Source organism: Streptomyces pseudovenezuelae (assembly GCF_001513955.1).
GTDB classification, from domain to species: domain Bacteria; phylum Actinomycetota; class Actinomycetes; order Streptomycetales; family Streptomycetaceae; genus Streptomyces; species Streptomyces pseudovenezuelae.
On sequence record NZ_KQ948144.1, the window covers coordinates 362,422 to 387,870 of the forward strand.

The 25,449-nt window shown below is 73.3% G+C and carries 21 protein-coding genes; 9 read left to right on the forward strand and 12 right to left on the reverse strand.

Annotated elements, in window-relative coordinates:
• Window positions 1-8 precede the first annotated feature (8 nt).
• The 4 genes from AQI94_RS01560 to AQI94_RS01575 all read left to right on the forward strand — a co-directional run bounded on the left by AQI94_RS01560 (window position 9) and on the right by AQI94_RS01575 (window position 7,150).
• Complete coding sequence (locus tag AQI94_RS01560) at window positions 9-2,633, forward strand: alpha/beta fold hydrolase (protein WP_031037778.1); 2,625 nt, start codon at window positions 9-11, stop codon at window positions 2,631-2,633.
• Window positions 2,630-3,499: an ABC transporter permease gene (locus tag AQI94_RS01565; protein ID WP_031037775.1), complete on the forward strand. Its 870-nt coding sequence runs from the start codon at window positions 2,630-2,632 to the stop codon at window positions 3,497-3,499. The genes AQI94_RS01560 and AQI94_RS01565 overlap by 4 nt, the downstream gene beginning before the upstream one ends.
• 147 nt (window positions 3,500-3,646) lie before the next feature.
• On the forward strand, window positions 3,647-5,167 hold the full coding sequence (locus AQI94_RS01570; protein WP_031037772.1) for a vWA domain-containing protein: 1,521 nt from the start codon (window positions 3,647-3,649) through the stop codon (window positions 5,165-5,167).
• 72 nt (window positions 5,168-5,239) lie between these two features.
• On the forward strand, window positions 5,240-7,150 hold the full coding sequence (locus AQI94_RS01575; protein ID WP_031037770.1) for an AMP-dependent synthetase/ligase: 1,911 nt from the start codon (window positions 5,240-5,242) through the stop codon (window positions 7,148-7,150).
• A 61-nt stretch (window positions 7,151-7,211) separates the two neighbouring features.
• Here the strand turns inward: AQI94_RS01575 and AQI94_RS01580 are convergent, their stop codons facing one another.
• On the reverse strand, window positions 7,212-7,625 hold the full coding sequence (locus AQI94_RS01580) for a rodlin (RefSeq protein WP_031037767.1): 414 nt from the start codon (window positions 7,623-7,625) through the stop codon (window positions 7,212-7,214).
• Between the two features lie 250 nt (window positions 7,626-7,875).
• On the opposite strand from AQI94_RS01580, the gene AQI94_RS01585 reads away from it, so the two are divergent.
• The 3 genes from AQI94_RS01585 to AQI94_RS42430 all read left to right on the forward strand — a co-directional run bounded on the left by AQI94_RS01585 (window position 7,876) and on the right by AQI94_RS42430 (window position 9,886).
• Window positions 7,876-8,268 carry a rodlin gene (locus tag AQI94_RS01585; protein WP_031037765.1) on the forward strand — a complete coding sequence of 131 codons (393 nt, stop codon included), beginning with the start codon at window positions 7,876-7,878 and terminating at the stop codon, window positions 8,266-8,268.
• Window positions 8,269-8,531: 263 nt separating this feature from the next.
• A complete protein-coding gene (locus AQI94_RS01590; RefSeq protein ID WP_031037763.1) occupies window positions 8,532-8,759 on the forward strand; it encodes a chaplin in 228 nt (75 codons plus the stop codon).
• Between the two features lie 128 nt (window positions 8,760-8,887).
• Entirely contained in the window at window positions 8,888-9,886 is a 999-nt protein-coding gene (locus AQI94_RS42430; protein WP_208611836.1) for a chaplin, read from the forward strand.
• 55 nt (window positions 9,887-9,941) lie between these two features.
• Here the strand turns inward: AQI94_RS42430 and AQI94_RS01595 are convergent, their stop codons facing one another.
• Window positions 9,942-11,228 carry an NAD(P)-binding domain-containing protein gene (locus AQI94_RS01595; RefSeq protein ID WP_031037762.1) on the reverse strand — a complete coding sequence of 429 codons (1,287 nt, stop codon included), beginning with the start codon at window positions 11,226-11,228 and terminating at the stop codon, window positions 9,942-9,944.
• A complete protein-coding gene (locus tag AQI94_RS01600) occupies window positions 11,228-12,526 on the reverse strand; it encodes an ATP-grasp domain-containing protein (RefSeq protein ID WP_031037759.1) in 1,299 nt (432 codons plus the stop codon). The genes AQI94_RS01595 and AQI94_RS01600 overlap by 1 nt, the downstream gene beginning before the upstream one ends.
• 116 nt (window positions 12,527-12,642) lie before the next feature.
• Here AQI94_RS01600 and AQI94_RS01605 point away from each other — a divergent pair, with 116 nt between their 5' ends.
• On the forward strand, window positions 12,643-13,977 hold the full coding sequence (locus tag AQI94_RS01605) for a glycoside hydrolase family 26 protein (protein WP_031037756.1): 1,335 nt from the start codon (window positions 12,643-12,645) through the stop codon (window positions 13,975-13,977).
• A gap of 22 nt (window positions 13,978-13,999) precedes the next feature.
• Here AQI94_RS01605 and AQI94_RS01610 read toward each other — a convergent pair whose 3' ends face one another.
• From AQI94_RS01610 to AQI94_RS01650, 9 genes are all read right to left on the reverse strand, one after another.
• Window positions 14,000-15,097, reverse strand: coding sequence for a GNAT family N-acetyltransferase (locus AQI94_RS01610; RefSeq protein WP_031037754.1), 1,098 nt, complete (start codon window positions 15,095-15,097; stop codon window positions 14,000-14,002).
• Entirely contained in the window at window positions 15,094-15,750 is a 657-nt protein-coding gene (locus tag AQI94_RS01615; RefSeq protein ID WP_031037751.1) for a YveK family protein, read from the reverse strand. The genes AQI94_RS01610 and AQI94_RS01615 overlap by 4 nt, the downstream gene beginning before the upstream one ends.
• A complete protein-coding gene (locus AQI94_RS01620) occupies window positions 15,747-16,892 on the reverse strand; it encodes a glycosyltransferase (RefSeq protein WP_062229539.1) in 1,146 nt (381 codons plus the stop codon). The genes AQI94_RS01615 and AQI94_RS01620 overlap by 4 nt, the downstream gene beginning before the upstream one ends.
• Window position 16,893: 1 nt before the next feature.
• Complete coding sequence (locus AQI94_RS01625) at window positions 16,894-17,646, reverse strand: polysaccharide deacetylase family protein (RefSeq protein ID WP_078902863.1); 753 nt, start codon at window positions 17,644-17,646, stop codon at window positions 16,894-16,896.
• A complete protein-coding gene (gene murJ / locus AQI94_RS01630; RefSeq protein ID WP_455712792.1) occupies window positions 17,636-19,237 on the reverse strand; it encodes a murein biosynthesis integral membrane protein MurJ in 1,602 nt (533 codons plus the stop codon). Before murJ ends, AQI94_RS01625 begins: the two co-directional genes overlap by 11 nt.
• A 575-nt stretch (window positions 19,238-19,812) precedes the next feature.
• A complete protein-coding gene (locus AQI94_RS01635) occupies window positions 19,813-21,180 on the reverse strand; it encodes an O-antigen ligase family protein (protein WP_062229540.1) in 1,368 nt (455 codons plus the stop codon).
• A 6-nt stretch (window positions 21,181-21,186) separates the two neighbouring features.
• Entirely contained in the window at window positions 21,187-22,611 is a 1,425-nt protein-coding gene (locus AQI94_RS01640) for an exopolysaccharide biosynthesis polyprenyl glycosylphosphotransferase (RefSeq protein WP_062229541.1), read from the reverse strand.
• On the reverse strand, window positions 22,608-23,783 hold the full coding sequence (locus AQI94_RS01645) for a glycosyltransferase family 4 protein (RefSeq protein WP_031051710.1): 1,176 nt from the start codon (window positions 23,781-23,783) through the stop codon (window positions 22,608-22,610). Before AQI94_RS01645 ends, AQI94_RS01640 begins: the two co-directional genes overlap by 4 nt.
• Window positions 23,784-23,832: 49 nt before the next feature.
• On the reverse strand, window positions 23,833-24,933 hold the full coding sequence (locus AQI94_RS01650; RefSeq protein ID WP_031051708.1) for a DUF3344 domain-containing protein: 1,101 nt from the start codon (window positions 24,931-24,933) through the stop codon (window positions 23,833-23,835).
• A 254-nt stretch (window positions 24,934-25,187) separates the two neighbouring features.
• Between AQI94_RS01650 and chpG the strand changes: the two genes are divergently transcribed.
• Window positions 25,188-25,427, forward strand: coding sequence for a chaplin ChpG (gene chpG / locus AQI94_RS01655; RefSeq protein WP_031051706.1), 240 nt, complete (start codon window positions 25,188-25,190; stop codon window positions 25,425-25,427).
• The last annotated feature ends 22 nt before the right edge of the window (window positions 25,428-25,449 follow it).

Consider the following 25,449-nt stretch of genomic DNA (forward strand, 5'->3'; position numbering starts at 1 on the left):
GTTGAATCATGGATCTTCGACGCCTCCGGAGGCCGCGGCGGATCGCCGCCGCGGCCTCCGTCGTCGTCCTCGCCGCTGCCGGGACATGGACGGCCGCCGCTTCTGACGACCCACCCCCGGTGCACCGCGCGGACCAGATCATGTCGATCGACGGCGTCCGCATAGACACCTCGTACTTCACGACGAACGGCACCGAGAGGCGCCCCGCGGTCCTCCTGGGCCACGGCTTCGGCGGCAGCAAGAACGACGTACGCCAACAGGCCGAAGACCTCGCCAGAGACGGCTACGCGGTCCTGACCTGGTCCGCCCGCGGTTTCGGCAGGTCGACCGGCAAGGTCGGCCTCAACGACCCCGACGCCGAGGTCAAGGACGTCAGCAAGCTGATCGACTGGCTGGCCAGGCAACCCCAGGTCCGGCTCGACAAGCCCGGCGACCCCAGGGTCGGCGTGGCGGGCGCGAGCTACGGCGGCGCGATCTCCCTGCTCGCCGCCGGTCACGACGACCGCGTGGACGCGATCGCCCCGTCGATCACGTACTGGAACCTCTCGGACGCCCTCTTCCCGAACGGCGTCTTCAAGAAGCTGTGGGCCGGCATCTTCGTCAACTCGGCCGGTGGCTGCGACAAGTTCGAGCCGCAGATCTGCGCGATGTACGAGCGCGTGGCCCAGTCCGGCACCCCGGACGCGCCGGCCGAGCGGATGCTGGAGGAGCGCTCGCCGTCGGCCGTCGCCCAGGACATCAAGGTCCCCACCCTCCTCGTCCAGGGCCAGACGGACTCCCTCTTCCCCCTGAACCAGGCCGACCAGGCCGCGAAGGCGATCCGCGCCAACGGCGCCCCCGTGGACGTCGACTGGATCGCGGGCGGCCATGACGGCGGCGACCTGGAGACGAGCCGTGTCCAGTCCCGGGTGGCCGGCTGGTTCGACCGCTATCTCAAGGACGACAAGAGCGCCGACACCGGCCCCGCCTTCCGCGTCACCCGCACCCTCGGCACCGACACCGGCGACGGCGAGACGCGCCTGACCGGCGTCACCGCCGACACCTACCCGGGCCTGGAGGGCGACGACCACAGGATCGCCCTGACCGGCCGCGAGCAGGACTTCGGCAACCCGGCCGGCGCCAGCCCGCCCGCCGTCTCGGCCCTGCCCGGCCTGGGCGGGGGCGGCCTCTCCCAGCTCTCCTCCCTCGGCGTCGGCGTCTCCCTCGACTTCCCGGGCCAGTACGCCGCCTTCGAGTCGGCCCCGGTCGGGGACGACCTCCGGATCACCGGCTCGCCCACCGTCACCGTCCACGTGAAGTCCACGACCGACGACGCCGTCCTGTTCGCCAAGCTGTACGACGTGGGCCCGAACGGCGGGCAGACGCTGCCCTCCCAACTCGTCGAGCCCCTCAGGGTCGAGGGCGCGAAGGCCGGCAAGGACGTCACGGTCACCCTCCCGGCGATCGACCACGACATCGAGGACGGCCACCGCTTCCGCCTGGTCCTCGCCTCCACGGACCTCGGCTACGCCTCCCCGGCGGCCCCGGCGACGTACAGCGTCTCGCTGAAGAGCGACCTGCAGGTCCCCACCGCCCTCAGTGAGAAGAACACCCAGGCCCCCCTGCCCGCCTGGGTGTGGTGGCTGCCCCTGGCCGGCGCGGTGCTCGCGCTGATCCTCGTGGCGACCGGCCGCCGCCGTACGACGGCCCCCGCCGCCCCCGAGCCGGAGCTGGCCGAAGTACCCCTGCAGATAACGGATCTGAGCAAGCGGTACGCCAGGTCCGCCGACCGTTACGCGGTCCGCGACCTCTCGTTCCGCGTGGACAAGGGCCAGGTCCTCGGCCTGCTCGGCCCGAACGGCGCGGGCAAGACGACCACCCTGCGCATGCTGATGGGCCTCATCAAGCCGGACGGCGGCGAGGTCCGCGTCTTCGGCCACGCGATCGCGCCCGGCGCCCCCGTGCTCTCCCGCGTCGGCGCCTTCGTCGAGGGCGCGGGCTTCCTCCCGCACCTGTCGGGCCGGGAGAACCTGGAGCTGTACTGGCGGGCCACCGGCCGCCCGCCCGAGGACGCCCACCTGGAGGAGGCGCTGGAGATCGCCGGCCTCGGCGACGCGCTGTCCCGCGCGGTGCGCACCTACTCCCAGGGCATGCGCCAGCGCCTGGCCATCGCCCAGGCCATGCTGGGCCTGCCGGACCTGCTCATCCTCGACGAACCGACCAACGGCCTCGACCCGCCGCAGATCCGCGAGATGCGCGAGGTGATGATCCGCTACGCGGCCGCCGGACGCACGGTCATCGTCTCCAGCCACCTCCTCTCGGAGGTCGAGCAGTCCTGCACCCACCTCGTGGTCATGGACCACGGCAAGCTGGTCCAGGCGGGCCCGGTCGCCGAGATCGTCGGTTCCGGCGACACCCTTCTGGTCGGCACGGCCGTACCGGTCGAGCAGCCCGTGGCCGAGAAGGTCGCGGCCCTGCCGGGCGTGGCGTCGGCGGTCACCACCGACGGCGGACTGCTCGTACGACTCGACGCGGACGGCAGCGCGGCACAGCTGGTCGCCGACCTCGTCCGGCTGGAGGTCCCCGTGGCGGCGGTGGGCCCCCACCGCCGCCTGGAGGACGCCTTCCTCACCCTGATCGGAGACTCCGCATGAGCAGCAGCACGCTGACCGGGCGCGCGGAGGTCGCCGACGGCTACCGCGCCGCCCGTACGCTGCCGGTCCGGGTCGAGCTGGTACGGCAGCTGAAGCGCCGCCGCACCCTCGTCATGTTCGGCATCCTGATCGCCCTGCCCTTCGTCCTGCTGATCGCCTTCCAACTGGGCGGCGGACCGGGCTCGGGCAACACCCGCGTCAACCTGATGGACACGGCGACGGTGTCCGGGGCCAACTTCGCCGCGGTGAACCTCTTCGCCTCCGCGGGCTTCCTGCTGATCGTCCCGGTCGCGCTGTTCTGCGGGGACACGGTCGCCTCGGAGGCCGGCTGGTCCTCCCTGCGCTACCTGCTGGCGGCGCCCGTGCCGAGGGCCCGCCTGCTGTGGTCGAAGCTCGTCGTCGGCCTCGCCCTCAGCCTGGCCGCGATGCTCCTGCTCCCGCTGACAGCCCTCGCGGTCGGCACGGCCGCCTACGGCTGGGGCCCGCTGCAGCTTCCCACCGGGGGCGCACTGGAACCCGGCACCGCGGCCCAGCGCCTGCTGATCACGGTGGCGTACATCTTCGTCTCCCAACTCGTCACCGCGGCCCTGGCGTTCTGGCTCTCCACCCGCACCGACGCCCCCCTCGGCGCGGTCGGCGGCGCGGTCGGCCTGACCATCGTCGGCAATGTGCTGGACCAGGTCACGGCCCTCGGTGACTGGCGCGACTTCCTCCCCTCGCACTGGCAGTACGCGTGGCTGGACGCCGTGCAGCCGAAGGTGCAGTGGTCCGACATGATCCAGGGCACCTCGCTGTCGATAACGCTCGCCCTGGTGCTGTTCGCCCTGGCCTTCCGGGGTTTCGCCCGCAAGGACGTGGTCTCCTAGGTCAACGGAGGATCACCTACTGGTCTCAACAGCCCGTCTCCGTGCCCCCTTCGATACCCATCCGCAACGCTCCGTAGCGCACGTTCCGGCCCCCCGGCCCGTCACAGTCGCAGAAGCCGACGTCAACAGGCCCAGGGGGTACGGACGATGGAGCGACAGCGGACACGACAGGTGATGCTCGCCCTCACAGTGGCGGGCGGCCTGCTGCTCACCGGCTGCGGGGGCGGCGACGACGGGGGCGGGAGCAGCGCGGACGGAGCGAAGGGCGGCTCGTACGGCTCAGGGTTCCCGGCCCCGGACCAGCCGCAGGGCGAGCAGAACTCCGAGGAGTCCCGCGACGACTACGTCACCCCGTCCCCCGACTACCTCTCCACCTTCGCCCTCGACGTCGACACCGCCTCCTACGGCTACGCCCGCCGCACCCTCGCCGAGGGCCGCCGCCCCGACCCCTCGACGATCCGCCCCGAGGAGTTCGTCAACAGCTTCCGCCAGGACTACGACCGCCCCGACGGCAACGGCTTCACAGTGACCGTCGACGGCGCCCGCACCGCCCGCGACGACTGGTCCCTGGTCCGGGTGGGCCTGGCCACGAGGAGCGCACAGCACGACGCGGACGACCGCCCGCCCGCCGCCCTCACCTTTGTCATCGACATCTCCGGCTCCATGTCCGAACCCGGCCGCCTCGACCTCGCCCAACGGTCCCTCGACACCATGACGGAACGGCTGCGCGACGACGACTCGGTCGCCCTCGTCACCTTCAGCGACCAGGCCGAGACGGTCCTGCCGATGACCCGCGTCGGCGACCACCGCGACCGGATCCACCGGGCGATCGACGGCCTGGAGCCGACGTACTCCACAAACCTCGGCGCGGGCGTCGAGACCGGCTACGAGACGGCCGTCGACGGCCTGCGCGAGGGCGCCACCAACCGGGTCGTCCTCATCTCCGACGCCCTCGCCAACGACGGCGAGACCGACCCCGACGCCATCCTCGACCGCATCGACACCGCCCGCCGCGAGCACGGCATCACCCTCTTCGGCGTCGGTGTCGGCAGCGACTACGGCGACGCCCTCATGGAACGGCTCGCCGACAAGGGCGACGGCCACACCGTCTACGTCTCCGGCGACGACGCCGAGAAGGTCTTCTGCGAACAGCTCCCGCAGAACATCGACCTGACCGCCCGCGACGCCAAGGCCCAGGTCGCCTTCGACCCCGAGACCGTCGCCTCCTTCCGCCTCATCGGCTACGACAACCGCCGCGTCGCCGACGACGACTTCCGCGACGACCGCGTGGACGGCGGCGAGGTCGGCCCCGGCCACACGGTCACCGCGCTCTACGCAGTCCGCACCAGGCCCGGCGCCGACGGCCACCTCGCCACGGCCACCGTCCGCTGGCAGGACCCGAAGACCCGGGCCCCGCACGAGAAGTCGGCCGCGCTGGAGACCTTCGACGGCTCGCTGCGCGACGCGAACCTCCGCTTCCAGGTCGACGCGGTGGCCGCCTACTTCGCCGACGCCCTGCGGGACGGTGACCGGAACGACCGGCTGCCGGGACGCCCCTCGATGGGCGAACTCGCCGACTGGGCGGACCGTCTGGGGGACCGCACCGAGGACAGCGCGGTACGCCAACTCGCCGACACCATCCGCCGGGCCCGGCACCTCGCGGACTGACACGGGCCCCATTGACCTTTTCTTACTTGAGAGTAAGTTAGCGGCCGAGTCGGAGCCGACCGGGGAGCCACCATGGGCGTACGCAAAGACCTGAAGCGGGCGAAACACCTGGCGGGCCGGACCCGGGTCGAGATCGTCAAGGACGAGGGCGGTGTCGTACGGGAGGCCCGCACACCGCCCCTCGCCCCGCCCCCGACCACGGGCAGCACCGCCGACCTCCCCTTCACCAACGCGGCCGAGGCCCCCGACGCGGTGGTGCTGCACCGCCGGGAGGGGACGGGCTGGCATCCGGTCACCGCCAGGGAGTTCGCCGCCGAAGTCACCGCCGTTGCCAAGGGGCTGATCGCCGAAGGTCTCGAACCGGGCGGCCGGGTCGCGGTGATGTCCCGCACCCGCTACGAGTGGACGGTCCTGGACTTCGCGATCTGGGCGGCCGGCGGCCAGACGGTCCCCGTCTACGCCACCTCCTCGGCCCAGCAGGTGGAGTGGATCGTCCGGGACTCCGGCGTGCGCCACTTCTTCGTGGAGACCGCCGACAACCTGGCCACCGCGACCGCCGCCGACCACCCCGCGCCCGACTTCGTGCGCTACTTCCAGATCGACAGCCACGACCTGGCCGCCCTCAGGACCAAGGGGCTCGACGTCCCCGACGAGGAGGTCACCAAGCGCCGCGCCGCCCTGACCCCCGACACCATCGCCACCGTCTGCTACACCTCCGGCACCACCGGCCGCCCCAAGGGCTGCGTCCTCACCCACGCGAACCTGCACGCCGAGGCCGCCAACACCGTCGAACTGCTCCACCCCATCTTCAAGGAGGTCACCGACCAGACCGCCTCCACCCTGCTGTTCCTCCCGCTGGCCCACATCATGGGCCGCACCCTCCAGATCGCCTGTCTGATGGCCCGGATCGAGATCGGCCACTGCCCGAGCATCAAGCCCGACGAACTCAGGCCCGCGCTCAAGGAGTTCCGCCCGACCTTCCTCGTCGGCGTCCCGTACCTCTTCGAGAAGATCCACGCCACCGGCCGCGCCACCGCCGAGAAACTGGGCCGCGCCGCCTCCTTCGACCGCGCCCACCGCACCGGCGTCCGCTTCGGCGCGGCGTACCTGGACAAGTTCCTGGGCCGCGGCAAGGGGCCGGGCCCCGGTCTCTACGCCGCCTGGGGCCTGTACGACCTGCTGGTCTACCGCCGTATCCGCAAGGAGCTCGGCGGCCGCATGCGCTACGCCATCAGCGGCGGCTCCCCCCTGGACCGCGAGCTCAACCTGTTCTTCGCCGCGGCCGGGATCATCATCTACGAGGGCTACGGCCTCACCGAGACCAGCGCCGCCGCCACCGTCGTCCCGCCGCTCGGCCCCCGCCCCGGCACGGTCGGACAGCCGGTTCCCGGCACCGCGATCCGCATCGCCGACGACGGAGAGGTCCTCGTCAAGGGCGGGGTCGTCTTCGGCGCCTACTGGAACAACCCCGAGGCCACCGACGCCGTCCTGCGGGACGGCTGGTTCGCCACCGGCGACCTCGGCGCCCTCGACGAGGACGGCTATCTCACCATCACCGGCCGTAAGAAGGACCTCCTGGTCACCTCCGGCGGCAAGAACGTCTCCCCAGCGGTCCTGGAGGACCGGCTGCGCAGCCGGGCCCCCGTCGGCCAGTGCCTCGTCGTCGGCGACAACCGCCCCTTCGTCGCCGCCCTGATCACCCTCGACCCCGAGGCGATGACCCACTGGCTGTCGGTGCGGGGACTGCCCGCCGACACCCCGCACGCCGAGCTCGTCAAGGACGAGCGGCTGCGCGCCGACCTCCAGAAGGCCGTCGACCACGCCAACCTCGCCGTCTCCCGCGCCGAGTCGATCCGCGCCTTCCGGCTCGTCGAGGGGGAGTTCACCGAGGACAACGGCATGCTCACCCCGTCCCTGAAAGTCAAGCGGCACGTGGTGACGGCGGCCTACGCGCAGGAGATCGAGGCGCTGTACCGGCGCTGACACGCCGAAGGGGCCGCCGAGATGCTCGGCGGCCCCTTCGGCTTCGACCAGCAAGCCGGGATCAGTGACCGGACTTCTTGCCGTCGGACTCCTGGTTGCTGGACAGGATCGACACGTCCTCCAGCAGGTGGGCCAGCGCACCGTCGCGCTTGGCCTGCGTCGAGTTCTCGGCGCACTGCTGCGTCTGCTGGTCCGACAGGATCGGAACGTCCTGGACGTTGACGACCTGAAGCACGCCGACGGGCAGGTCGCTGACGGCGATGCAGGGCTTGTTGAACGAACCCTGGATCAGCGCCATCTGCGGGCTCATGTTCCCGTAGGTGCTCGAGTTGCCGAAGCTCTGCCACGAGCCGTTGCCGTTCGCCGCGGTCGGCCCGTTGTCGTTGCCGATCGCCAGTGCCTGCGGAGCCGCGGCGGCGGAGGCACCCACGGCGGACGCGGCGATCGCCGCGGTGGCAACAATCTTCTTGATCACTGGCCAGTCCTTTCTGAGGAAGCCCCGTGGACCGGAGCGTTCTGGCTAACTGCGCGCCCGCGACGAGGTTTCTCCCGTTCACTCCGACGGCCGATAGCGGCGAGCGGCCGGGCACCCCGCCGGAAGCCGGTGCCCACGGGGTGCCCGAGTCGGCCATAGGGCCAATGGAGTGAACGCCCGCAACCATTCCTCACCTGCCGGGTTGATGTGGCCGTAGGACATTGTGTCGCTACGAGGAAAGGAACGCGAAGTGCTTAAGAAGGCAATGGCCGCCGCGGCGGCCGCCGCATCTGTCGTCGGAATGTCGGTGGCGGCAGCTCCGACGGCGCTTGCCATCGGCAACGACAACGGGCCGGCCGTGCAGAACGGTAACGGCGCCACGTCGTCGTTCGGCAATTCGGCGACCAAGGGTGACATGAGCCCCCAGCTCTCGCTCGTCCAGGGCACGCTCAACAAGCCGTGCCTCGGCCTCAGCGACACCAACGTCGGCGTCCTGCAGGTCGTCAACGTCCAGGACATCCCCGTCCTGTCGGACAAGCTCACCCAGCAGTGCAGCGACAACTCCACCCAGTCCAAGCGGGACGGCGCGCTGTCGCACGTTCTCGAGGACCTGTCGGTTCTGTCGGCCGCCACCGAGGGCTAAGACGAATCCGATCGACCGGGCGGCCCGCGGCATTGTCTGCGGGCCGTCCGGGTTTTTTGCGTGGGCCCTTTTCCGTGCGGTCGAGGGGGAAATGAGTGACGGCACAGGGCAATCGAGTGAATTCTCCCGCGCCACGCGTTCGGTAGTTTCTCCATCGGCTATCCCTCGTTCTACAGCCTGCAGGTCATGGCGCGAGCCGTTCCGTCTGTGCTCGCTCGGTCACACGCCGACAAAGGGGCATGACCGCAGAGAAGGGAAATCTCATGAAGAAGACCGCCGCTGTCGCCGCGGGCGTGATCATGGCCTTCGGCGTGGCCGCCCCGGCCTTCGCTGACGCCGGAGCCCAGGGTGCCGCCATCGGTTCCCCGGGTGTCCTGTCCGGAAACGTGGTCCAGGTGCCGATCCACGTCCCGATCAACGTGTGTGGCAACACGGTCAACGTCATCGGTGCGCTGAACCCGGCGTTCGGCAACCAGTGCGTGAACGACTGACCACGTAACGCCTCAGCCGTACCGGCTGTACTGGCCGGCCTTGGACCGCTCGATTCCGTCCGAGGCCGGCTTTTCCCACTTCTACAAGCAGGAAGACAACGAGATTGCGACAGACCCTGAGTAGGGGAATGGTCGCGGCCGCCGCCGCGACAAGCATTCTGTCCCTGTGCAGCAGCCCTGTCCTCGCCGACACGCACACGAGCGGGGTCGCCACGGATTCGGCCGGCGTCCTGTCCGGCGACAGTGTGGCGGCGCCGGCCGAGGTCCCCGTCAACGCCTGCGGCGACTCCGTCGACGCGGCCGCCGCGCTCAACCCGGCGTTCGGCAACTCCTGTGCCGTCAAACCGAGTGCGGGCAGACACGGCTCACGCAGCGCGCCGTACGGCGACGACGATTCGGGTTACGGCGATGACTCCGGGCAGGAGTCGGGCGGCGGCGGGTACGGCGACAGCCCCGGGCACGAGGAGGGCGGCGGCTACGGCGACCACACGCCTCCGCCGGGCGACCACCACACGCCTCCACCCGGTGGTCACCACACTCCGCCTCCCGGTGGGCATCACACGCCACCTCCGGGTGGTCACCACACGCCGCCTCCCGGTGGGCATCACACGCCACCTCCGGGTGGGGATCACACTCCGCCTCCGGGTGGGGATCACACTCCGCCTCCGGGTGGGGATCACACGCCGCCTCCGGGTGGGGATCACACGCCGCCTCCCGGTGGGCATCACACTCCGCCTCCGGGTGGGGATCACACGCCGCCTCCCGGCGACCACACGCCACCTCCGGGTGGGGACCACACCCCGCCTCCCGGCGACCACACCCCGCCTCCGGGTGGGGACCACACCCCGCCCCCCGGCGACCACACGCCACCTCCGGGTGGGGATCACACGCCGCCGCCGGGTGATCACACGCCACCTCCCGGTGGGGACCACACCCCGCCTCCCGGCGACCACACGCCACCTCCCGGTGGGGACCACACTCCGCCTCCCGGTGGCCACCACACGCCCCCGCCCCAGCTGCCCCACACCGGTGCCCAGGCCATGCTGGCCGCATCGGGGGCCAGCGCCGCGATGATCGTGGGTGGGGTCGTCCTGTACCGCCGAGGCCGAGCGGCCTCCCGTCGATAGTGCGCCGGGTGCCGGACCGTGAACGTCCGGCACCCGCGGCACGAACCCCCCGGCGTCAGCCGCGCGCGCTCGCCGGTGCCCCGCTGCGCCCCCGCCTCCCCGGCGCCGGCACCACTGCTCCCACGTCCCCCACCCGCAGCCGGCGCCGCACCCCTCGTACCAAGGTCTCCGCCGTGTAGGCCGCCCCGTGCACGAATCGCATCGCCGGGCCGAAGCCCGGGGCGGTGATCAGACCGGCCAGGAAGAGGCCGGGGTGGGAGGACTCGAAGGCGGAGCTCACCCCGGGTGAACCGGCCGCGGTGCTCGTGAGGGCGGTGCGCAGCTCGGGGGCGAGGAGCGTCAGACGGTCAGCGGTGGCCGTGAAGCCCGTGGCCGCGATGACGTGGTCGGTTTCCAGGGGCGCGAGAGCTCCAGGCCCGGCGGCACCGGTCCGGTGCACCACCTCCAGCCGCACCCCGGCCCCGTCCCGCACCGATCGTGCCGCCGCGACCTCGTGACCGGGCAGGACCTCCACCGCCTCCTCGACCCGGTCCCTCACCCACCACGCGCCCGCCGGGCCGAGTGCCGTCGCGGCGACGCGGGTCCGGGCCGACTCCGGCAGGCGACGGAAGAGGCCGGGGCGTTCGGCGTAGAACCAGTTGCGCCAGCCGCAGCCCAGGCCGCTGTGCGGGGCGCGGGCCGACTGCCACCAAGGGCGTTCCCACGGCGGTGGTACGTCGTTCCAGGACAGGTGGCCGGCGCGCACCAACACCCTTACCCGCGTGCCCTGTTCGGCCAGCAGTGCCGCGGTCTCCAGGGCCGCCTGGCCGCCGCCGACGACGGTCACGTCCCGGCCGCGGAAGCGGGAGAGGTCACTGTGGTGGCTGCTGTGCGAGACGAGGGACGCGGGCAGGCCGCGCAGGGCGGACGGGATCTCGACGAAGGGGATCACGCCGACCGCCAGGGCGACCGTACGGGCGTGCACGGACTGCCCGTCCTCCGTGATCGCCTCGAAGCCGCCGGGGCAGGGGGTCACCCGGGTCACCGTGCGCTCGTCGACCTCGGGCACGCTGTTGCGCGCGAACCACAGGCCGTACTCGGCGAACGTCTCCACCGGGATCGGCTCCCCGTGCCGGGCGGACAGCCGCTGCTGCGCGCAGTACCTGTCCAGCTGCCAACGGCCCTGCGGGTCGGAGAGGTTGGAGGCCCAGGGCTCCGACTTGAGGAACATGCCGCGGGGCATGTGGTCGCGCCAGGACGCCATGGGCCGGCCGAAGACGCGCAGTCTCAGCCCGGCGGCCGCGGCGTGGGACGCGATGGACAGGCCGTAGGGCCCGGCGCCCACCACCAGCAGGTCGTACATCAGCAACTGCTCGCCTTCTCGTCGCAGACGTCCTCGGAGACGTCCTCGGAGACGTTCTCGCGGACGTCGTCGGACAGGTCGTGGGGCAACTCGGTGGGGGAGGCGGCCGGTACCGCCGCTCGTACGCGGTCCAGGAGCCGGCCCGACACATGACGCGCCCACAGGCCCCACAGCGCCCGCCCGGGTCCGCGGTCGTCCCGCGCGTTCCAGGCCAGTTCGCGGCCGGCCGGAGGGACGGGCCGCAGCGCGGTCAGCGGCGCGTAGTTCTCCACCACGAACTCCCGCCCCGGCAGCGGCACCCCGTCCGGCAGCGGCCGGTGGGTCAGGTCGAGGTGCAGGGCGCGTACGACGTCCAGCCCGGCGGAGTCGGTGAAGAGCCGGAACTGCGCTCCGGGGCGCGGGTTGAAGTCGAGCAGGTGATAGCGGCCCGTCGCGCCGCAGCGGCGGAAGTCGAGGTCGAAGATGCCGCGGTAGCCCAGCTCGCCCGCCAGCCGCTCGGCGAGCAGCTGCACCTGCGGGTTGGGGGCCCAGCGGCCCACCGCCGTCAGTCCGGCGCCGCGCGGCCAGGCCCGTGTCTTGACGCCGGGACCGCCGCCGCACACGGCCCCGGAACGGTCGGCGTACCCGTGGAAGAACCAGTCCCGGTCCGGGCCCGGCGGCAGGAAGGCCTGGAGCAGCAGCCGACTGCCCGCCTCCCCGGTCCGCAGGTACAGGTCCCGCGCCTCCTGCGCCGAGCGGACCACGGTGGTGCTGCGCAGCCCGGTCCCCGGGGGCAGGAGCCAGGGCCTGCTCCACTTGGCGATCACCGGGAGCCCCAGCCCGCGGGCGGCGCTCGCGGCGTGCTCCGCGCTCTCCGGGATGACCGTCTCGGGATGGGGAACGCCCGCCGCCGCGCACACCTCGGCCAGTTCCGCCTTGTCGGCCACGCGTTCGGGCAGGGCGCCCGGCTGCTGGGGCAGCAGGTAGGCGGGGGCCAGTTCCTCGCGCAGCCGGCCCACCGCGATGCCGCTCGCGTCGTCCATCGGGATCAGCACGGCCGGACGCGCGACGCCGTTCGCGATCCGGCGCAGTGCGACAGCGATGTCACCGAGGGAGGCGCCGGGCGGCGGCGGGGGATGGATCTGGCGCACGAAGCGGGAGGTCCGTACGGGACTTCCGGTGGAGTCCGCGACGAGATGGACCTGGACCCCCGCCCTGCCGAGTGAGCGGACGGCCCCCAGCGTTCCGTGGTGAAAGGGATTGCGGTCGATCCGCAGCAGGACGGCGGGGACTCGGGTGTCGAGCAGCGACACGGGCATTTCCTTCGGGTGGTTTCACTCGGGCGGGCGATCGGTGCACTCGAAAGCCGTAACCACGGTGGCGTTGGTCATATTGATGTGACTGAGTGTCAGTTATCGGAGAGAAAGGAGCAGGCATGTCCTCACAGCAGCGAGGGGCCCGTTCCCGACGACTGGCCGTCACCACGGCGGCGGTCGCCGCGTCGGTCGTCGCGTCGGTCGTCCTGGCGTCGGGAACGGGTTTCGCCGCGGGGACGGCGCGGGTCGCCGATCCTCCCGCTCCGACACCCACGGTCGCCCCGCCGGTCCCGGTGCCGGCGGTCACCCCGCCGATGCCGACGATCCCGCCGGTCCCGCAGCCGCCGACCCCGCCGGTGTTGACCGGGTCCGCCTTCGGCGCCTACCTCGACTACGGTCCCCGCGGCGTGGCCCGCATCGCCGAGCTCAGTCACTGGCTGGGCGGTGCCGAGCTGCGCGTCGGGCACACCTATCTGCCCGGTGACCGCTGGACCAACATCGAGGGCCGGCACGGCTTCCTCGACGTGTGGGCGGACTGGCGTACCCGGCAGGCCGACCGGATGCTGGTCCTCAACGTGCCCATGATGGAGCGCAACGAGGAGAACGTCTCCGACGCCGAGGTGCGGCAGCTGCTGCGCCGGGGCGTCGCCGGCGAGTTCGACCGGCACTTCCGCGCGCTCGCCGAGCGGCTGGTCGAGCTGAAGGTGCCGGACACCGTCGTCGTCCTCGGCTGGGAGATGAACGGCACCACGTACACCCACCGCTGCGGCCCCGACCCCGAGGCGTGGAAGACGTACTGGAAGCGGATCGTCACCACGATGCGCGCGGTGCCGGGCCAGAAGTTCCGCTTCGACTTCGCCCCGAGCCGCGGCCGGGACGCCGTTCCCTGGACGCAGTGCTACCCCGGGGACGACACGGTCGACATCATCGGAATGGACTCGTACGACCAGCCCAGCGGACTGTCGTTCGAGCAGCAGGTGAAAGAGCCGTACGGCCTCCAGGCCCAGGTGGACTTCGCGAAGGCGCACGGAAAGGCCATCTCCTATCCGGAATGGGGGCTCTTCCGCAACGGTGACAATTCCGCGTACATGCGGGGCATGCTCGCGTGGATGGACGCGCACAAGCCGCTGTACAACACGCTGACGGACTACTGTCCGCACGGTGTCTGGCAGTGCGCCGACAACCCCATGTCCTCGCAGGTCTACCGGTCCGTGCTCTTCGGCCGCACCGAGGGCCCGACCCCGGAGCCGACCAAGCCCGGCGGGACCACCCCACCGACGACCCCGGCCACACCGACGCCTCCGGTCACCCCGACGGTCCCGGCGACTCCCACCGCACCGGTCACGCCCGTGCCCCCGACCAACTGCTCGCCGCTGCAACTGGGCGACTGGGTGGAGTACTGGCTCGGCGGGAAGCTGTGCCTGCGCTTCGACTGGTGGTCGCGCAGCCGGTGAACCCCAGGCGGCGGCGGGTCGGTCACGGCCCGTCGCCACCGCGCTCCCTCCACCGTCGCAGCAGTTCCTTGCCCCGCCGCCGGGCGGCCACGTCGCACAGCGTCGCCGACAGCAGCGGGGCGGTGCGCCGCCGGGCCAGCAACAGCCGCTGGTTGACGACCGGTTCGGGACGCCAGTGATGCTTGTAGGGCTCGTTGCCGCGCAGCAGGCTCAGCGTGCCGCGTCCGCCGGTACGGGTGTGCTCGGCACACGCGTCCAGCAGCATCACCGCCACGTCCGCCTTGCACTCCCGCAGCCGCGGGTGGGCGCCGTACAGATAGCCGCCCGCCAGTCGTCGCGACAGCAGCGTCAGGTCGACCGCCACCACGTCCTCGCCGAGGCGGAACTCGGTGACCACGGCGTCCCCCGAGCGCACCATCGGCCCGACCGACCGCACCAGGTGGTCGCAGAACCGCGGCCGCAGATGCTCCGACGTCACCTTCCGCCCGGCCCACTGGAGCCGGTGCAGCTCCAGCAGCCGCCGGAGCGCGGTGTCGACCTCCTCCGGCCGCACCACCTGGCGCTCGACGCCGAGCGCGGTCAGCTTGCGCAGCTTGGCCCGCACCCGCTGCGCCTTCGCCGAGGGCAGCCGGGCGACCAGTTCGTCCATCGGCACGGCGGGCAGCTCCAGGCACAGCGAGTCGCTGACCCGGCTGCGCGGGCCGTGCCAGCGGTCGTAGATCCGCTCGGCCGCGCCCCCGGGCCGTACCTCGCGGAAGTCGATCAGTGCCGTGCGGGCCACCGAGGCGAGCCCCTCGGTGAGCGCGGTGACCGCCTCCTCGCCGCGCTCGTCGTCCAGCAGCACGTCCCCGTAGTCGGAGATCGCACCGCCGAGCGGCACCAGCGTCGGCACCGGACGGCGTACCCGCATCAGCGGCGCGGCGGCGACGAGTTCGCGGCCGTCGCGGACCAGCAGCAGCCGCAACCGGCCGCGGCTGCCGTAGGACAGCCACCACGAGTGCAGCCAGGCGTGGCTCTGGAAGGGGGTCGCCGCCGCGCACCTGCCGTACAACTGGTCCCAGTCCGGGGCGAGTTCGGCGAACGCGGTGTCGTCGGTGACGAGTTCTACGGTGTACTTCACAGCTGCCCGTGGACATCGGCGGCGGTGGCCGGGCTCGGCACCGACGGTGGCCGCAGCTGTTCCCCGGCGGCCCGCCGGGGCCGGACCAGCAGCACCAGCCCGCCGAGCAGACCGCCCGCGCTCGCCCCCACCAGACCCGTGACCGCCGCGGACGCCGAGGACGGTCCTGCCGGACGGGTGGCGCGGGCGAACTGCCTCAGCTCGACGTGGGTGTCGGCCCGGGAGTCGTTCGCGTGCCGGGTCAGCGCGCGCGAGACGGCGTTGGCCATGTCGGCGGCGAGGTCCGGGCGCGAGGAGGTCGCCGTGATCGCGACCATCGGCGCGTCCGGCGAGGTCGCCGTCTGCACGCTCGACTCCAGCGTCGTCACCGGCACGCCCGCCCACACCTGCGCGTCCCCGAGCACCGCGAGCTGCGGGGCGACCCTGCCGTAGGCCTGTGCGAAGCCCAGCGCGGTCGCGGCGTCGGACCGGTCTGTCGGTACCGCGACGACATAGCTGGTGGCCGTGTACGTCGGCGTCCTGACCAGCCCGTACGTGCCGCCGAGCAGCCCGCCGGCGAGGACGCCGGCCGCGAGCAGGGACCAGGCAGGCAGCGACCTGGCGCGGGTGAGGGCGGGGGAGGAGCGGTGCGGGCCGGTGGGATTCTCGGTCATGAGGAACTGACTCCGTGAGGTGACGAGGGCGAGGAGTGGGCGGCCGCGTAGACGTCCATGAGCCGCGCGGCACTGCGGGCGATGCTGTAGTGGTGGGCGGCGTCGGGCGCGGTGCGCGCGAGGGGGCCCTCGGCGCGGGCCGCCACCAGTGCCCGGGCGAACGCGTCGGGGCCCCCGGTGACGCGGCGCGCGGCCGGCGCGGAGTGCGGGGGCAGGTCCTCGACCGCCGGACAGGCGGCGTAGCGGACCGGCAGCCCGGCGGCGAGGGCCTCCACGACGGCCAGTCCGAACGCCTCCTCGGGGCACGGCGAGGCGAGCAGATCCATCGCGGCGGTGAGCGACGGCAGGTCGGGGCCGGGGGAGCCGTCGGGCACGCAGGGGCGTTCGCCGGTGAACAGCACGCGGTCCGCCACCCCGGCCGCGTGCGCGGTGCGCCGCAGGACGTGCTCCTCGGGCCCGCCGCCGACCAGCAACAGCCAGTAGTGGTCGGGGAGCTGGGCGAGGGCGTGGATGAGCACGTCGAACCGCTTGGCCGCCGTCAGCCGGCCGATGCCGCCGACGACGTACGCGGTCTCCGGCAGTCCGAGGCGCTGGCGGGTGCGCAGCCGCTGGGCCGGGTCGAAGCGGAAGCGGGCCAGGTCGATGCCGTTCGGGACGACCGAGATCCGCGGGGCGGGCACCCCCCAGCGCCTGAGCCGGTCGGCGACGGTGGGGGAGACGGCGACGGTGGCACGGCCGAGCCGTTCACTGGCCAGGTACAGCGCCCGTACCCCCGGGGTGAGCCTGCGCCCCTCCATCTGCGAGTCACCGAGGGAGTGTTCGGTGGCCACCACCGCCCGGACGCCCGCGAGGCGCGCGGCGAGCCGGCCGTAGACACAGGCCCGGTAGAGGTGGGTGTGCACGAGGTCGTAGTGGCCCCGGCGGATGAGCCGGACCAGCCGGGGCAGCGCGGCCAGGTCACGGTTGCCGGCCATGCCGAGGTGCGTGACCCGCACCCCGTCCGCGACGAGCCCGTCGGCGACCGCGCCCGGGTTGGTGAGCGTCACGACCTCGCAGTCGACCGGCAGGTGGCGCAGCAGGAGCCGCAGTTGCTGCTCGGCGCCGCCGACGCCGAGGCCGGTGATGATGTGCAGGGCCCGCATGTCACAGCCCCTTCACGGGCCGGCGCCGCAGCCGGTGCAGCCGGTACTTGAGGAACAGGCGTACGGCGTCGTCGTTCTGTCCGATGTGCAGCCGGGGGAGGGCGAACGGGCCGGTGAGCGGACCGGGGTCGATGGCGCAGGCGTAGCGGTACCCGGCGCTCCGTACGGCCTCGACGGTCCGTCGGTCGAGCGTGCCGTAGGGGTAGCAGAAGCCGTTCACCGGTGCGCCGAGCAGGTCCTCCAGGGCGGCCCGGCTCTCGACGACCTCGGCCTTCAGCCGGAGGTCGTCCTCGGTCGTCAGGTCGACGTGGGTCAGCCCGTGCGAGCCGATCTCGATCCCCGCCCGTGCCGCCCGCCGGATGCCGTCGGCCGACAGGAGCGGCTTGCGCGGGCCCAGCGGGTCCCAGGCGTTGTCGCCGCCGAGCCGGCCGGGCAGGACGAACAGGGTGGCGCCGAAGTCCAGCCGGCGCAGCACGGGCAGGGCGTGGTCGACGAAGTCGGCGTAGCCGTCGTCGAAGGTGAGCCCCGCCAGCCGCCGGCCCTCGCCGCGCGCGCGTGCGGCCAGCAGTTCGGCCATGGACACGCCCCGCACGCCCCGCACGGCGAGCCATCTCAGCTGCCGTTCCAGCCGGTCGGGGGTGACGGTGATCCGGTACGGGTCGTCCGGGCAGTCCGTCACCGAGTGGTACATCGCCACCCAGGGAGCGGGGCCGGGGCGGGGCGCCGTGCGGGCGCCTGCGGAGTCAACGGCCATGCGTGAGCCTTCGGGTGAAGGTACGGGCGGCGACCCGTACGGAACGGAGGGCGGGTGCGAAACCCTGGGCGCCCAGGGCCAGGCCGAGCAGGACGAACACGGCGGCCACGGTCGCCGCCCCCGCCAGGAGTCCCGGCAGCGGCTGACCGGTCCGGCCGGCGACGAGCCAGCCCGCCGGCGTCGCGACCGCGGCCGCGCACACCGGCCGGCTCAGCTCCGCGAGCACCTGCCGGGTGCGCACGGGGACGCCGCGCGGGACGCCCCGGTGCCTCGTCCCCATGCCGGCGAGCAGCAGTGACGCCGTCACGGTGATCCCGGCGGCGTTGGCGGCGGCGATCCCGGACACGCCCCAGGGGCCCACCGCCCAGGCGCCTGACCACGAGGTGACGAGGATGCCCGCGGCCATCGCGCAGACCGGGTACCAGGTGGGGCGGCCCGCCGAGAAGTACGAGCGGATCAGCACGCCGACCAGGGTCTGACCGAGCAGCCCGAGGGCGTACACGCGCATCACGCCCGCCGTGGCCGCCGTGTCGGAGGCGGTGAACGCACCCCGCTGGAAGAGGAGTTCGATGATCTGCGGGGCGCACGCGATGACCGTGGCCGCCCCGAGCAGCACCGTGCAGGCGGCCAGCGCCAGATCCCGCTCGACGCGGGTACGGGCCCGCTCGGTGTCGCCGTCGGCCAGTGCCCGCGCGACCACCGGGAAGGTGACCGTGCACAGCATCAGCGACAGGGTCATCGGGATCTGGGCCACCTTCTGCGCGTAGTTCAGGTGCGAGATGGCCCCGGCGGGGAGGGGGGAGGCGAGGAAGCGCTCGACGAGGACCTGGGACTGCCGGCACAGCGCGAAGAGCAGGACGGTGGCGACGAGCGTCAGGGCCACCGCCCGGTCCGGTGTCTCGGCGGGCTCCTCCCGGCGCACCGGGGAGCGACGCAACTGGCGCCACACCGCGGGGAGTTGGACCGCCACCATCAGGGCGCCGCCCGCCGCGACCCCCACGGCGGCCGACCGCACCCCCCAGTCGCCGCCCAGGACGAACATCGCCGTGATGATGCCGGCGTTGTACGCCATGTAGATCGCGCCCGGCATCAGGAACCGCCGGTGCGCCCGCAGCGCCGCGCTGCAGTACCCGGCGAGCCCGAAGCTCAGCACACAGGTCGCGGTGAGCCGGGTGCAGTCCACGGCCAGGGCGGGGTCGGGCAGGCCCGGCGCCAGCGCCTCGACCAGGTAGGGGGCGGTGGCGACGATCAGCGCGGACACGGCGACGAAGACCAGGGTCAGGCGGGGCAGGGTGGCGGCTACGAGGGCACGGACCGGGTCGCCGGGGGCGCCCTGGGCACGCCGGGCCAGGGCCAGGCTGAACGCCGGGATCAGTACGAAGGCCAGCCCGTCCTCGATGAGCAGCGTGGACGCGAACTCCGGCACGGTCCACGCCACCAGGAAGGCGTCCGTCCCGCTGCCGGCCCCGAACAGCCGGGCCAGCGACTGGTCCCGCACCAGCCCGAGCAGCGCCCCGGCGACGGACAGGGCGGCGGTGACGGCGGTGGCCTTGGCGAGGAAACGACGGGAGACGGCGGGGAGTTCGGGAATGCCGCCGGGCTGGTCGGCGGAGCCGCGGGCCGGGGGGACGGGAATCGGAACGCCGGCGCGGCGGGGCGCGGAGGCGGAGCTGGATTCGGGCGCGGAGGTGAGGCCGGGGGTAGAGCCGGAGCCGGAGTCGGTGGGCCCGGAGGGGAGACCGGAGCCGGAGTCGGAGTCGGTGGGCCAGGAGGGGAGACCGGAGCCGGAGCCGGAGTCGGTGGGCCCGGAGAGGAGGCCGGGGGCGGAGCTGGATTCGGGCGCGGAGGTGAGGCCGGGGGTAAAGCCGGAGCCGGAGTCGGTGGGCCCGGAGAGGAGGCCGGGGGCGGAGCCGGAGTCGGTGGGCCCGGAGAGGTGGCCGGGGGCGGAGCTGGAGTCCGGCACGGAGGTGAGGCCGGGGGCGGAGCCGGAGCCGGAGTCGGTGGGCCCGGAGAGGAGGCCGGGGGATCCCGAAGCCGGGCCGGGGGCGGAGCTGGAGGGGGACCCCGATGCCGGGCCGGCGGCGGAGCCCGAGGCAGCCGATCCTGAAGCTCGGCCGAGGGCGGAGCCCGCTCCGGTCGAGCCCGAGGCGTGTGGAGGTGTCACCGTCATCGGGTTTCGGCCTCCTCCGCCTCGCCGACGGCCCCGGCCCGTGCCGTCGTGGAACCGGCTCCGCCCCGCTCCGGCACGGCATCGCTGCCGACCAGCGCCCACCACGCCACCACCCCGAAGCACACCGCCGTCAGCACCGTCGAGGGGCCGCCGATGTCCGCGTACGCGAAGTCCGTCAGCTGCCACACCAGCAGCCCGCAGCCGACCAGCGCGCAGTCGAGCCCCCGCCCGGACCCGCGCGCCCGCACCAGCCCGCGCAGTCCGCACACCAGCAGCGCCAGCCAGCTGCCCGCGAGGGCGAGCAGGCCGATCAGGCCCTGTTCGGCGAGCACGAGGAGATACATGTTGTGCGGGGACAGCAGCGGCTGCCGGCGGAAGGCCGCTCCCGCGCCCTCCGTGTCACTGCCGGCGGACAGGGCCAGCGAGGCGTGCCCGTCCCGCTGTTCGGGAAAGCCCTTCAACCCCACGCCGGTCAGCGGCTGTTCGCGCCACATGCCGACGGCCGCCGCCCACATGGTGTACCGGTCGGTCACGGACTGGTCGGGGGCGTCGGTCACCTGCGTGATGCTGCTGATCCGCTCCTGCAGCTGCGCCGAACCGACCCCGAACCCGCCCACCAGGACCACGCCGACGGCGGCCACCACGGCACCCACCACCAGCGCCCGCCGCAGCCCGGCCAGCACCAGCTGCACCGAGCAGGTCACGGCCGTGGCGATCCACGCGCCCCGGCTGAAGGACAGCGCGAGCGGCATGAGCAGCGCGAGCGCGCACCCGGCGGCGACCATGCGCTGCCGTACGGACGCCCGGCCGAGCGCCAGCCCGAGCGCGCACACCAGCCCGAAGGAGACCACGGTCGCCATCCCCATCACGTCCGACGCCCCGAAGGTGCCGACGGCCCGGATGTCCTCGCCCTGGTAGGAGGCGCCGGTCCCGGTCGTGTACTGGTGCACGCCGAGCGCGCCCTGCCACCCGGCGAGGGCCACCAGCGACCAGGCCAGCAGCCGGAAGTCGCGCCGGTCGCGGACCAGCAGCAGCACGGCCGCCGGGACGAGCACGAAGACCTGGAGGTAGCGGCCCATGCCGGTGAGCCCGGCGGCCGGCGAGGACGCGCCCACCGCGGCGACCGCCAGCCCCGCCACCGGCAGACCGAGGAGGACGGCCGCCGTCCGCGACAGGGGGCGCCGCCGCTCCCGCAGCAGCCGGACCACGCAGTACAGCACCACCAGTGCGGAGACCGCGTCGGCCGGTCCCGCACCGCTCTCGGCGGTCGGCGACACCGGCAGCGCCAGCAGGGTGACCACGGCCACCACCGGCAGGACGGGAGACAACTCCCGTACCCGCGGCAGGCTCAGTGCGAGACTCATGCGCGCTCAGCTCCCTGTCGGACGCACGAGCGCGGCCGCGGTGCGCAGCAGGATGCAGATGTCCTGCCACAGCGACCAGTTGTCGATGTAGGCGTTGTCGAACCGGCAGCGGTCCTCGATCGAGGTGTCACCGCGCAGCCCGTGGATCTGGGCGAGCCCGGTGATGCCGGTCCGCATCCGGTGGCGGGCCGCGTAACCGGGGTAGGTCTGGCTGAACTTCGTGACGAAGTAGGGGCGTTCGGGCCGCGGACCGACCAGGCTCATGTCGCCCCGCAGGACGTTCCACAGCTGGAGCAGCTCGTCCATCGAGGTGCGTCGCATGAAGCGGCACAGCCACGGCATGCGGTGCTCGTTCGCCACGCTCCAGCGCGTCGCCGCCTCGTGCGCGTCGACCGGCCGGTGGGTGCGGAACTTCAGCAGCGTGAACGGCTTCCCGTCCTTGCCGATCCGCTCCTGCCGGAACACCACGCCCGGACCGCCGCTCAGCCGCAGGGCCACCGCGCACACCAGCAGCAGCGGGCTGACCAGCAACAGCAGCACCCCGGACACGGCCACGTCCAGCGCCCGCTTCCCGGCGCTGCCCCGCCGCCGCGACCCCATCACCAGACGCCGGCAGGAGAACCCGGCCAGCTGCTCCCGCATCTCGTACGACGGCGAGTCCGCGTCGATCTCCCACACCGTGCAGCCCGACTCCGCGAGCGCCCGCAGCAGCGGCCCCTGCCGGGACCGTACGGACGGATGCACGGTCAGGACGTCCCGTACGCCGTTCTGGATGAGCGCCCGCTCGACCTCCTCGCCGGTCGTCAGCACGGGCAGCCCCTCGCCGCCGTCGGGCTGCTCGGTCACGACCCCCACCGGCCTTACCCCGCAGCCCGGATGGCGCAGTACGGCGGCGGCCACGCGCTGCGCGGTCGCCGCGGGGCCGATGACGAGGGCGGCGCGCGGACGGGCCAGCAGGGCCACGCGCTGCCAGCGGCGCACGGTGCCGCGGCCCGCGCACGCCGTCACCGACTGGAGCAGGAAGCCGACGGCCAGGGTGGTCGCGGGCAGCGCCCGGTCCACGTCGTACGAGGCCACCGCGGCGGCGAGGAGCAGCCAGGCGACCGCGATCCTGCCGCAGACGGCGGGCAGTTCGTCGAGGACACCGGCCACCCGGCGCGGCGGGTGCGGGCGCAGCAGCATCGACGCGGCCACCAGCAGCGCCGCGAGCAGCGGCCGCCACTGGGCGCCGCTGAAGGCGAGCGCCCCCACGAGAGCGGCGACGAGGTCCGCGGTGAGCAGCGGGACCGGGGAGGCGGGACGGGCCGGGGGCCGGCGGGCGGGGAACCTGAAGCCCGCTCCGGGGCCGCGCGGCGGCATGATCGAGACGGAGGGGAATCCGAAGTCCCGGGCCTGTCCGCCGGGGGAGGGGACGGTGCTTTCCGCGGTCACGAGTGGATGGGCTCCCTGTACTCGGTGGGCGCGACGCGCGCGGCGGGCTCGGCGTCGAGCAGGTCGCGGTACAGGCCCGCCACCGCCTCGGACGTGCGCCGCACGTCATGCGTGGTCAGGACGTGACGGCGCCCCTGGAGGCCGAGCGACTCGCGCAGCGGCGGGTCGAGCAGCAGTGCGGCGACGGCGTCGGCCAGTGCCGCCGGGTTCTCCGTGGGCGCCAGGCAGCGCGGCGCGAGCTCGGGCGGCAGGCTCTCCCGGGCGCCGTCCACGTCCGTCATCACCACCGGCCGCCCGCAGGCCATGGCCTCCAGCGGGGCGAGCGCCATGCCCTCCCAGCGCGAGGGCAGGACGACCAGATCGGCGGCCTGGTACCAGGGCACCGCGTCGGCGACGGCCCCCGCGAAGAGCACGGACCGCGGGGCCCGTTCGCGCAGCGCGTCCCGCTCCGGCCCGTCCCCGACCAGCACCAGCCGGGCCTCCGGCACCCGTCGCAGCACCGCGTCCCACGCCCGCAGCAGGACGTCCTGCCCCTTCTGCCGGCACAGCCGCCCCACGCACACCACGAGCGGGGCCGCCGGATCGGCCTCGGGCACGAGCCTCGCCCGTACGGTGTCCGCCGCGGCGGGACGAAAGCGTCCGGTGTCGATCCCGTTGGGGATCACCCGCCACCGTCCCGCGATCCCGGCCCGCAGCCCGGTCCGGCGCTCCGCCTCGCTGACGCACACCGTCCGCGCGGACCAGCGCGCGCCACGCCGCTCCCAGCCGAGCGCGAGGGCGGCGGTGACGCCGCCGACCGCCTCGAACGACCAGGCGTGCGGCTGGAACACGGTCGGGATCCGTCCCCGTACGGCGATCCGCCCGGCCAGTCCGGCCTTCGCGCTGTGCGCGTGCACCAGATCCGGCCGCACCTGCTCGATCACCCGGGTGAGCCGCCGGACCTCGCCGACGAGTGCGGGACCCGGCGAGCGCGTCGCCTCCCACCGCCGTACGTCGGCGCCCAGGGTCCGCAGGTTCGCGGTGAGGGGACCGTCCGGGCAGGCGACCGTGACGTCCAGGCCTTCGGCGACCTGGGCCCGCACCAGGTCCGTCACCACCCGGGCGACCCCGCCGTCCACGGGTTGCGTGAGGTGCAGGACCCGCGGCCTGGGGTCGGTTGCTGACTGGTGCATTGCGCGGTTTCCTCGCTCACGGACGGGCTCGGGACGGGCCGGAACGCGCCTACTGCCGGGCGTCGACTGCGACGAAGAGCGCACCGGCCCACGCCGCGTCCCGGTGGGAAACGAGCCGGAAGGCCAGGTGGTCACCGCCGTGCCGCAGAGCGTTTCCGAGTTCGAACACGTCCGAGTCGTAACCGAGGGTGTGCGCGTACGAGGGCACACGCTCCGGCGCGGGCGCCCCCGCCTCGGAGATCGTCGAGTTCAGTACGTCGTCCCGGGGGTCGGCGGGACCGGCGAGCACGGTGTTCGAACCGCGGCCGGTCGAAACGGTGAACGAATCACCCGTACGGCCGCGGTCGCCGTTGTACGCGACGAGCCCCGCCCGGCCGGTGCCGTTCCTCGCCAGGCGCAACCCGCTCAGGCGGATCTCCTGGGCGGTACGGGAGCCCAGGGCGTCGAAGCCGTCCCGGACGGAGAGGTGCCGCAGCGGCTGGTCCGGGTTCTCGTACGCCACCACCAGCGTCCAGCCGCCCCACGCCCCGGCCTTCGACCTGCCCATCGCCACGTCGACCTGCGCCACCGTGTACAGGCCCGAACCGCTGTCCCGGACCAGCTTCGTGACGTCGGCCGAGGCCTGGAAGGCGTCCGCGCCCTGCGCCACACGGTGGCCCACCACGGTGTCCGCGAGGAGCGCCTTGTACTGGCCGCCGGGCTCGGCGATCAGCACCCGCCCGTCGTCCTTCGGCGGTTTCTGCTCACCCACCCGCAGGTTGCCGCCCCAGTACAGCCGCGCGTACGTCACCCGGGAGCCCTCCGGCAGCCGGACCTCGGCGCGGGAGGAGTTGTAGGTGTTGGGGTCGCTGTCGACGTCGACGTAGAACATGTCGAAGTCGCCGTTGGCGCCCTTCCCGCCCGCGCGTACGGCCGGGCAGGCGGACGCGGCCCGGGGGCCGGTGGCACGGCAGCTGATGGAGGTGTTGGCCGCGCGGACGATGCCGCCGTGCTGGGTCGCGCGGTACCGCTCGGCGAAGGGGAGCCGCTGCGCCTCCGCGGAAGGCGGGGCGGGCGCCGCCGCCTCGGCGCAGACCGGCGTGCACAGGGCCGCGAGCGAGAGCGCACCGGCCATCGCACGGCGCAGCAGGGGGCCCGGGGAATTACGCATGACCGGCGTTGCCCTTTCGGGAAAGTGCGGCCCCGTGCGTGCGACGTGCTGTCGGTGGGGGCCTCGGGAGGTCCGCAACTCTAGCCAGGATCGGGACTATTACTGGCAAATCAGTCAACCGTGTCGGCGTCGCACACCCGCGGTCCTCGTAGATCACCCCTTTGGCCGCACAACCCGCGAGGGCGCCACGCGTTGACACAGCGCCGGGCATCCCGCCCGGGTGTTTTGTGTCAACCCCCAAGGAGCAACTCTCCATGTCGCGTATCGCGAAGGGCCTGGCCCTGACCACCGTTGCCGCCGCGGCCGTCGCCGGTGGTGCGGGCATCGCCGCTGCCGACAGTGGCGCGCAGGCCGCCGCCGCTCACTCCCCGGGTGTGCTGTCGGGCAACGTCGTCCAGGTTCCGGTTCACGTTCCGGTCAACGTCTGCGGCAACACCGTCGACGTCATCGCCCTGCTGAACCCGGCGTTCGGCAACCAGTGCGGCAACGACTGACGTTCGCACGCCACTCCGTCGG

Bases quoted from the DNA above. Each gene is read 5' to 3' on its own strand.
- AQI94_RS01600 (WP_031037759.1), bottom strand. From the start codon at position 12,526: ATGCCCGTGTCGCTGCTCGACACCCGAGTCCCCGCCGTCCTGCTGCGG.
- AQI94_RS01590 (WP_031037763.1), top strand. From the start codon at position 8,532: ATGAAGAAGACCGCCGCTGTCGCCGCGGGCGTGATCATGGCCTTCGGC.
- AQI94_RS42430 (WP_208611836.1), top strand. From the start codon at position 8,888: ATGGTCGCGGCCGCCGCCGCGACAAGCATTCTGTCCCTGTGCAGCAGC.
- AQI94_RS01595 (WP_031037762.1), bottom strand. From the start codon at position 11,228: ATGTACGACCTGCTGGTGGTGGGCGCCGGGCCCTACGGCCTGTCCATC.
- AQI94_RS01570 (WP_031037772.1), top strand. From the start codon at position 3,647: ATGGAGCGACAGCGGACACGACAGGTGATGCTCGCCCTCACAGTGGCG.
- AQI94_RS01605 (WP_031037756.1), top strand. From the start codon at position 12,643: ATGTCCTCACAGCAGCGAGGGGCCCGTTCCCGACGACTGGCCGTCACC.
- AQI94_RS01560 (WP_031037778.1), top strand. From the start codon at position 9: ATGGATCTTCGACGCCTCCGGAGGCCGCGGCGGATCGCCGCCGCGGCC.
- AQI94_RS01615 (WP_031037751.1), bottom strand. From the start codon at position 15,750: ATGACCGAGAATCCCACCGGCCCGCACCGCTCCTCCCCCGCCCTCACC.
- AQI94_RS01645 (WP_031051710.1), bottom strand. From the start codon at position 23,783: ATGCACCAGTCAGCAACCGACCCCAGGCCGCGGGTCCTGCACCTCACG.
- AQI94_RS01565 (WP_031037775.1), top strand. From the start codon at position 2,630: ATGAGCAGCAGCACGCTGACCGGGCGCGCGGAGGTCGCCGACGGCTAC.
- chpG (WP_031051706.1), top strand. From the start codon at position 25,188: ATGTCGCGTATCGCGAAGGGCCTGGCCCTGACCACCGTTGCCGCCGCG.
- AQI94_RS01625 (WP_078902863.1), bottom strand. From the start codon at position 17,646: ATGGCCGTTGACTCCGCAGGCGCCCGCACGGCGCCCCGCCCCGGCCCC.
- AQI94_RS01575 (WP_031037770.1), top strand. From the start codon at position 5,240: ATGGGCGTACGCAAAGACCTGAAGCGGGCGAAACACCTGGCGGGCCGG.
- AQI94_RS01620 (WP_062229539.1), bottom strand. From the start codon at position 16,892: ATGCGGGCCCTGCACATCATCACCGGCCTCGGCGTCGGCGGCGCCGAG.
- AQI94_RS01635 (WP_062229540.1), bottom strand. From the start codon at position 21,180: ATGAGTCTCGCACTGAGCCTGCCGCGGGTACGGGAGTTGTCTCCCGTC.
- AQI94_RS01650 (WP_031051708.1), bottom strand. From the start codon at position 24,933: ATGCGTAATTCCCCGGGCCCCCTGCTGCGCCGTGCGATGGCCGGTGCG.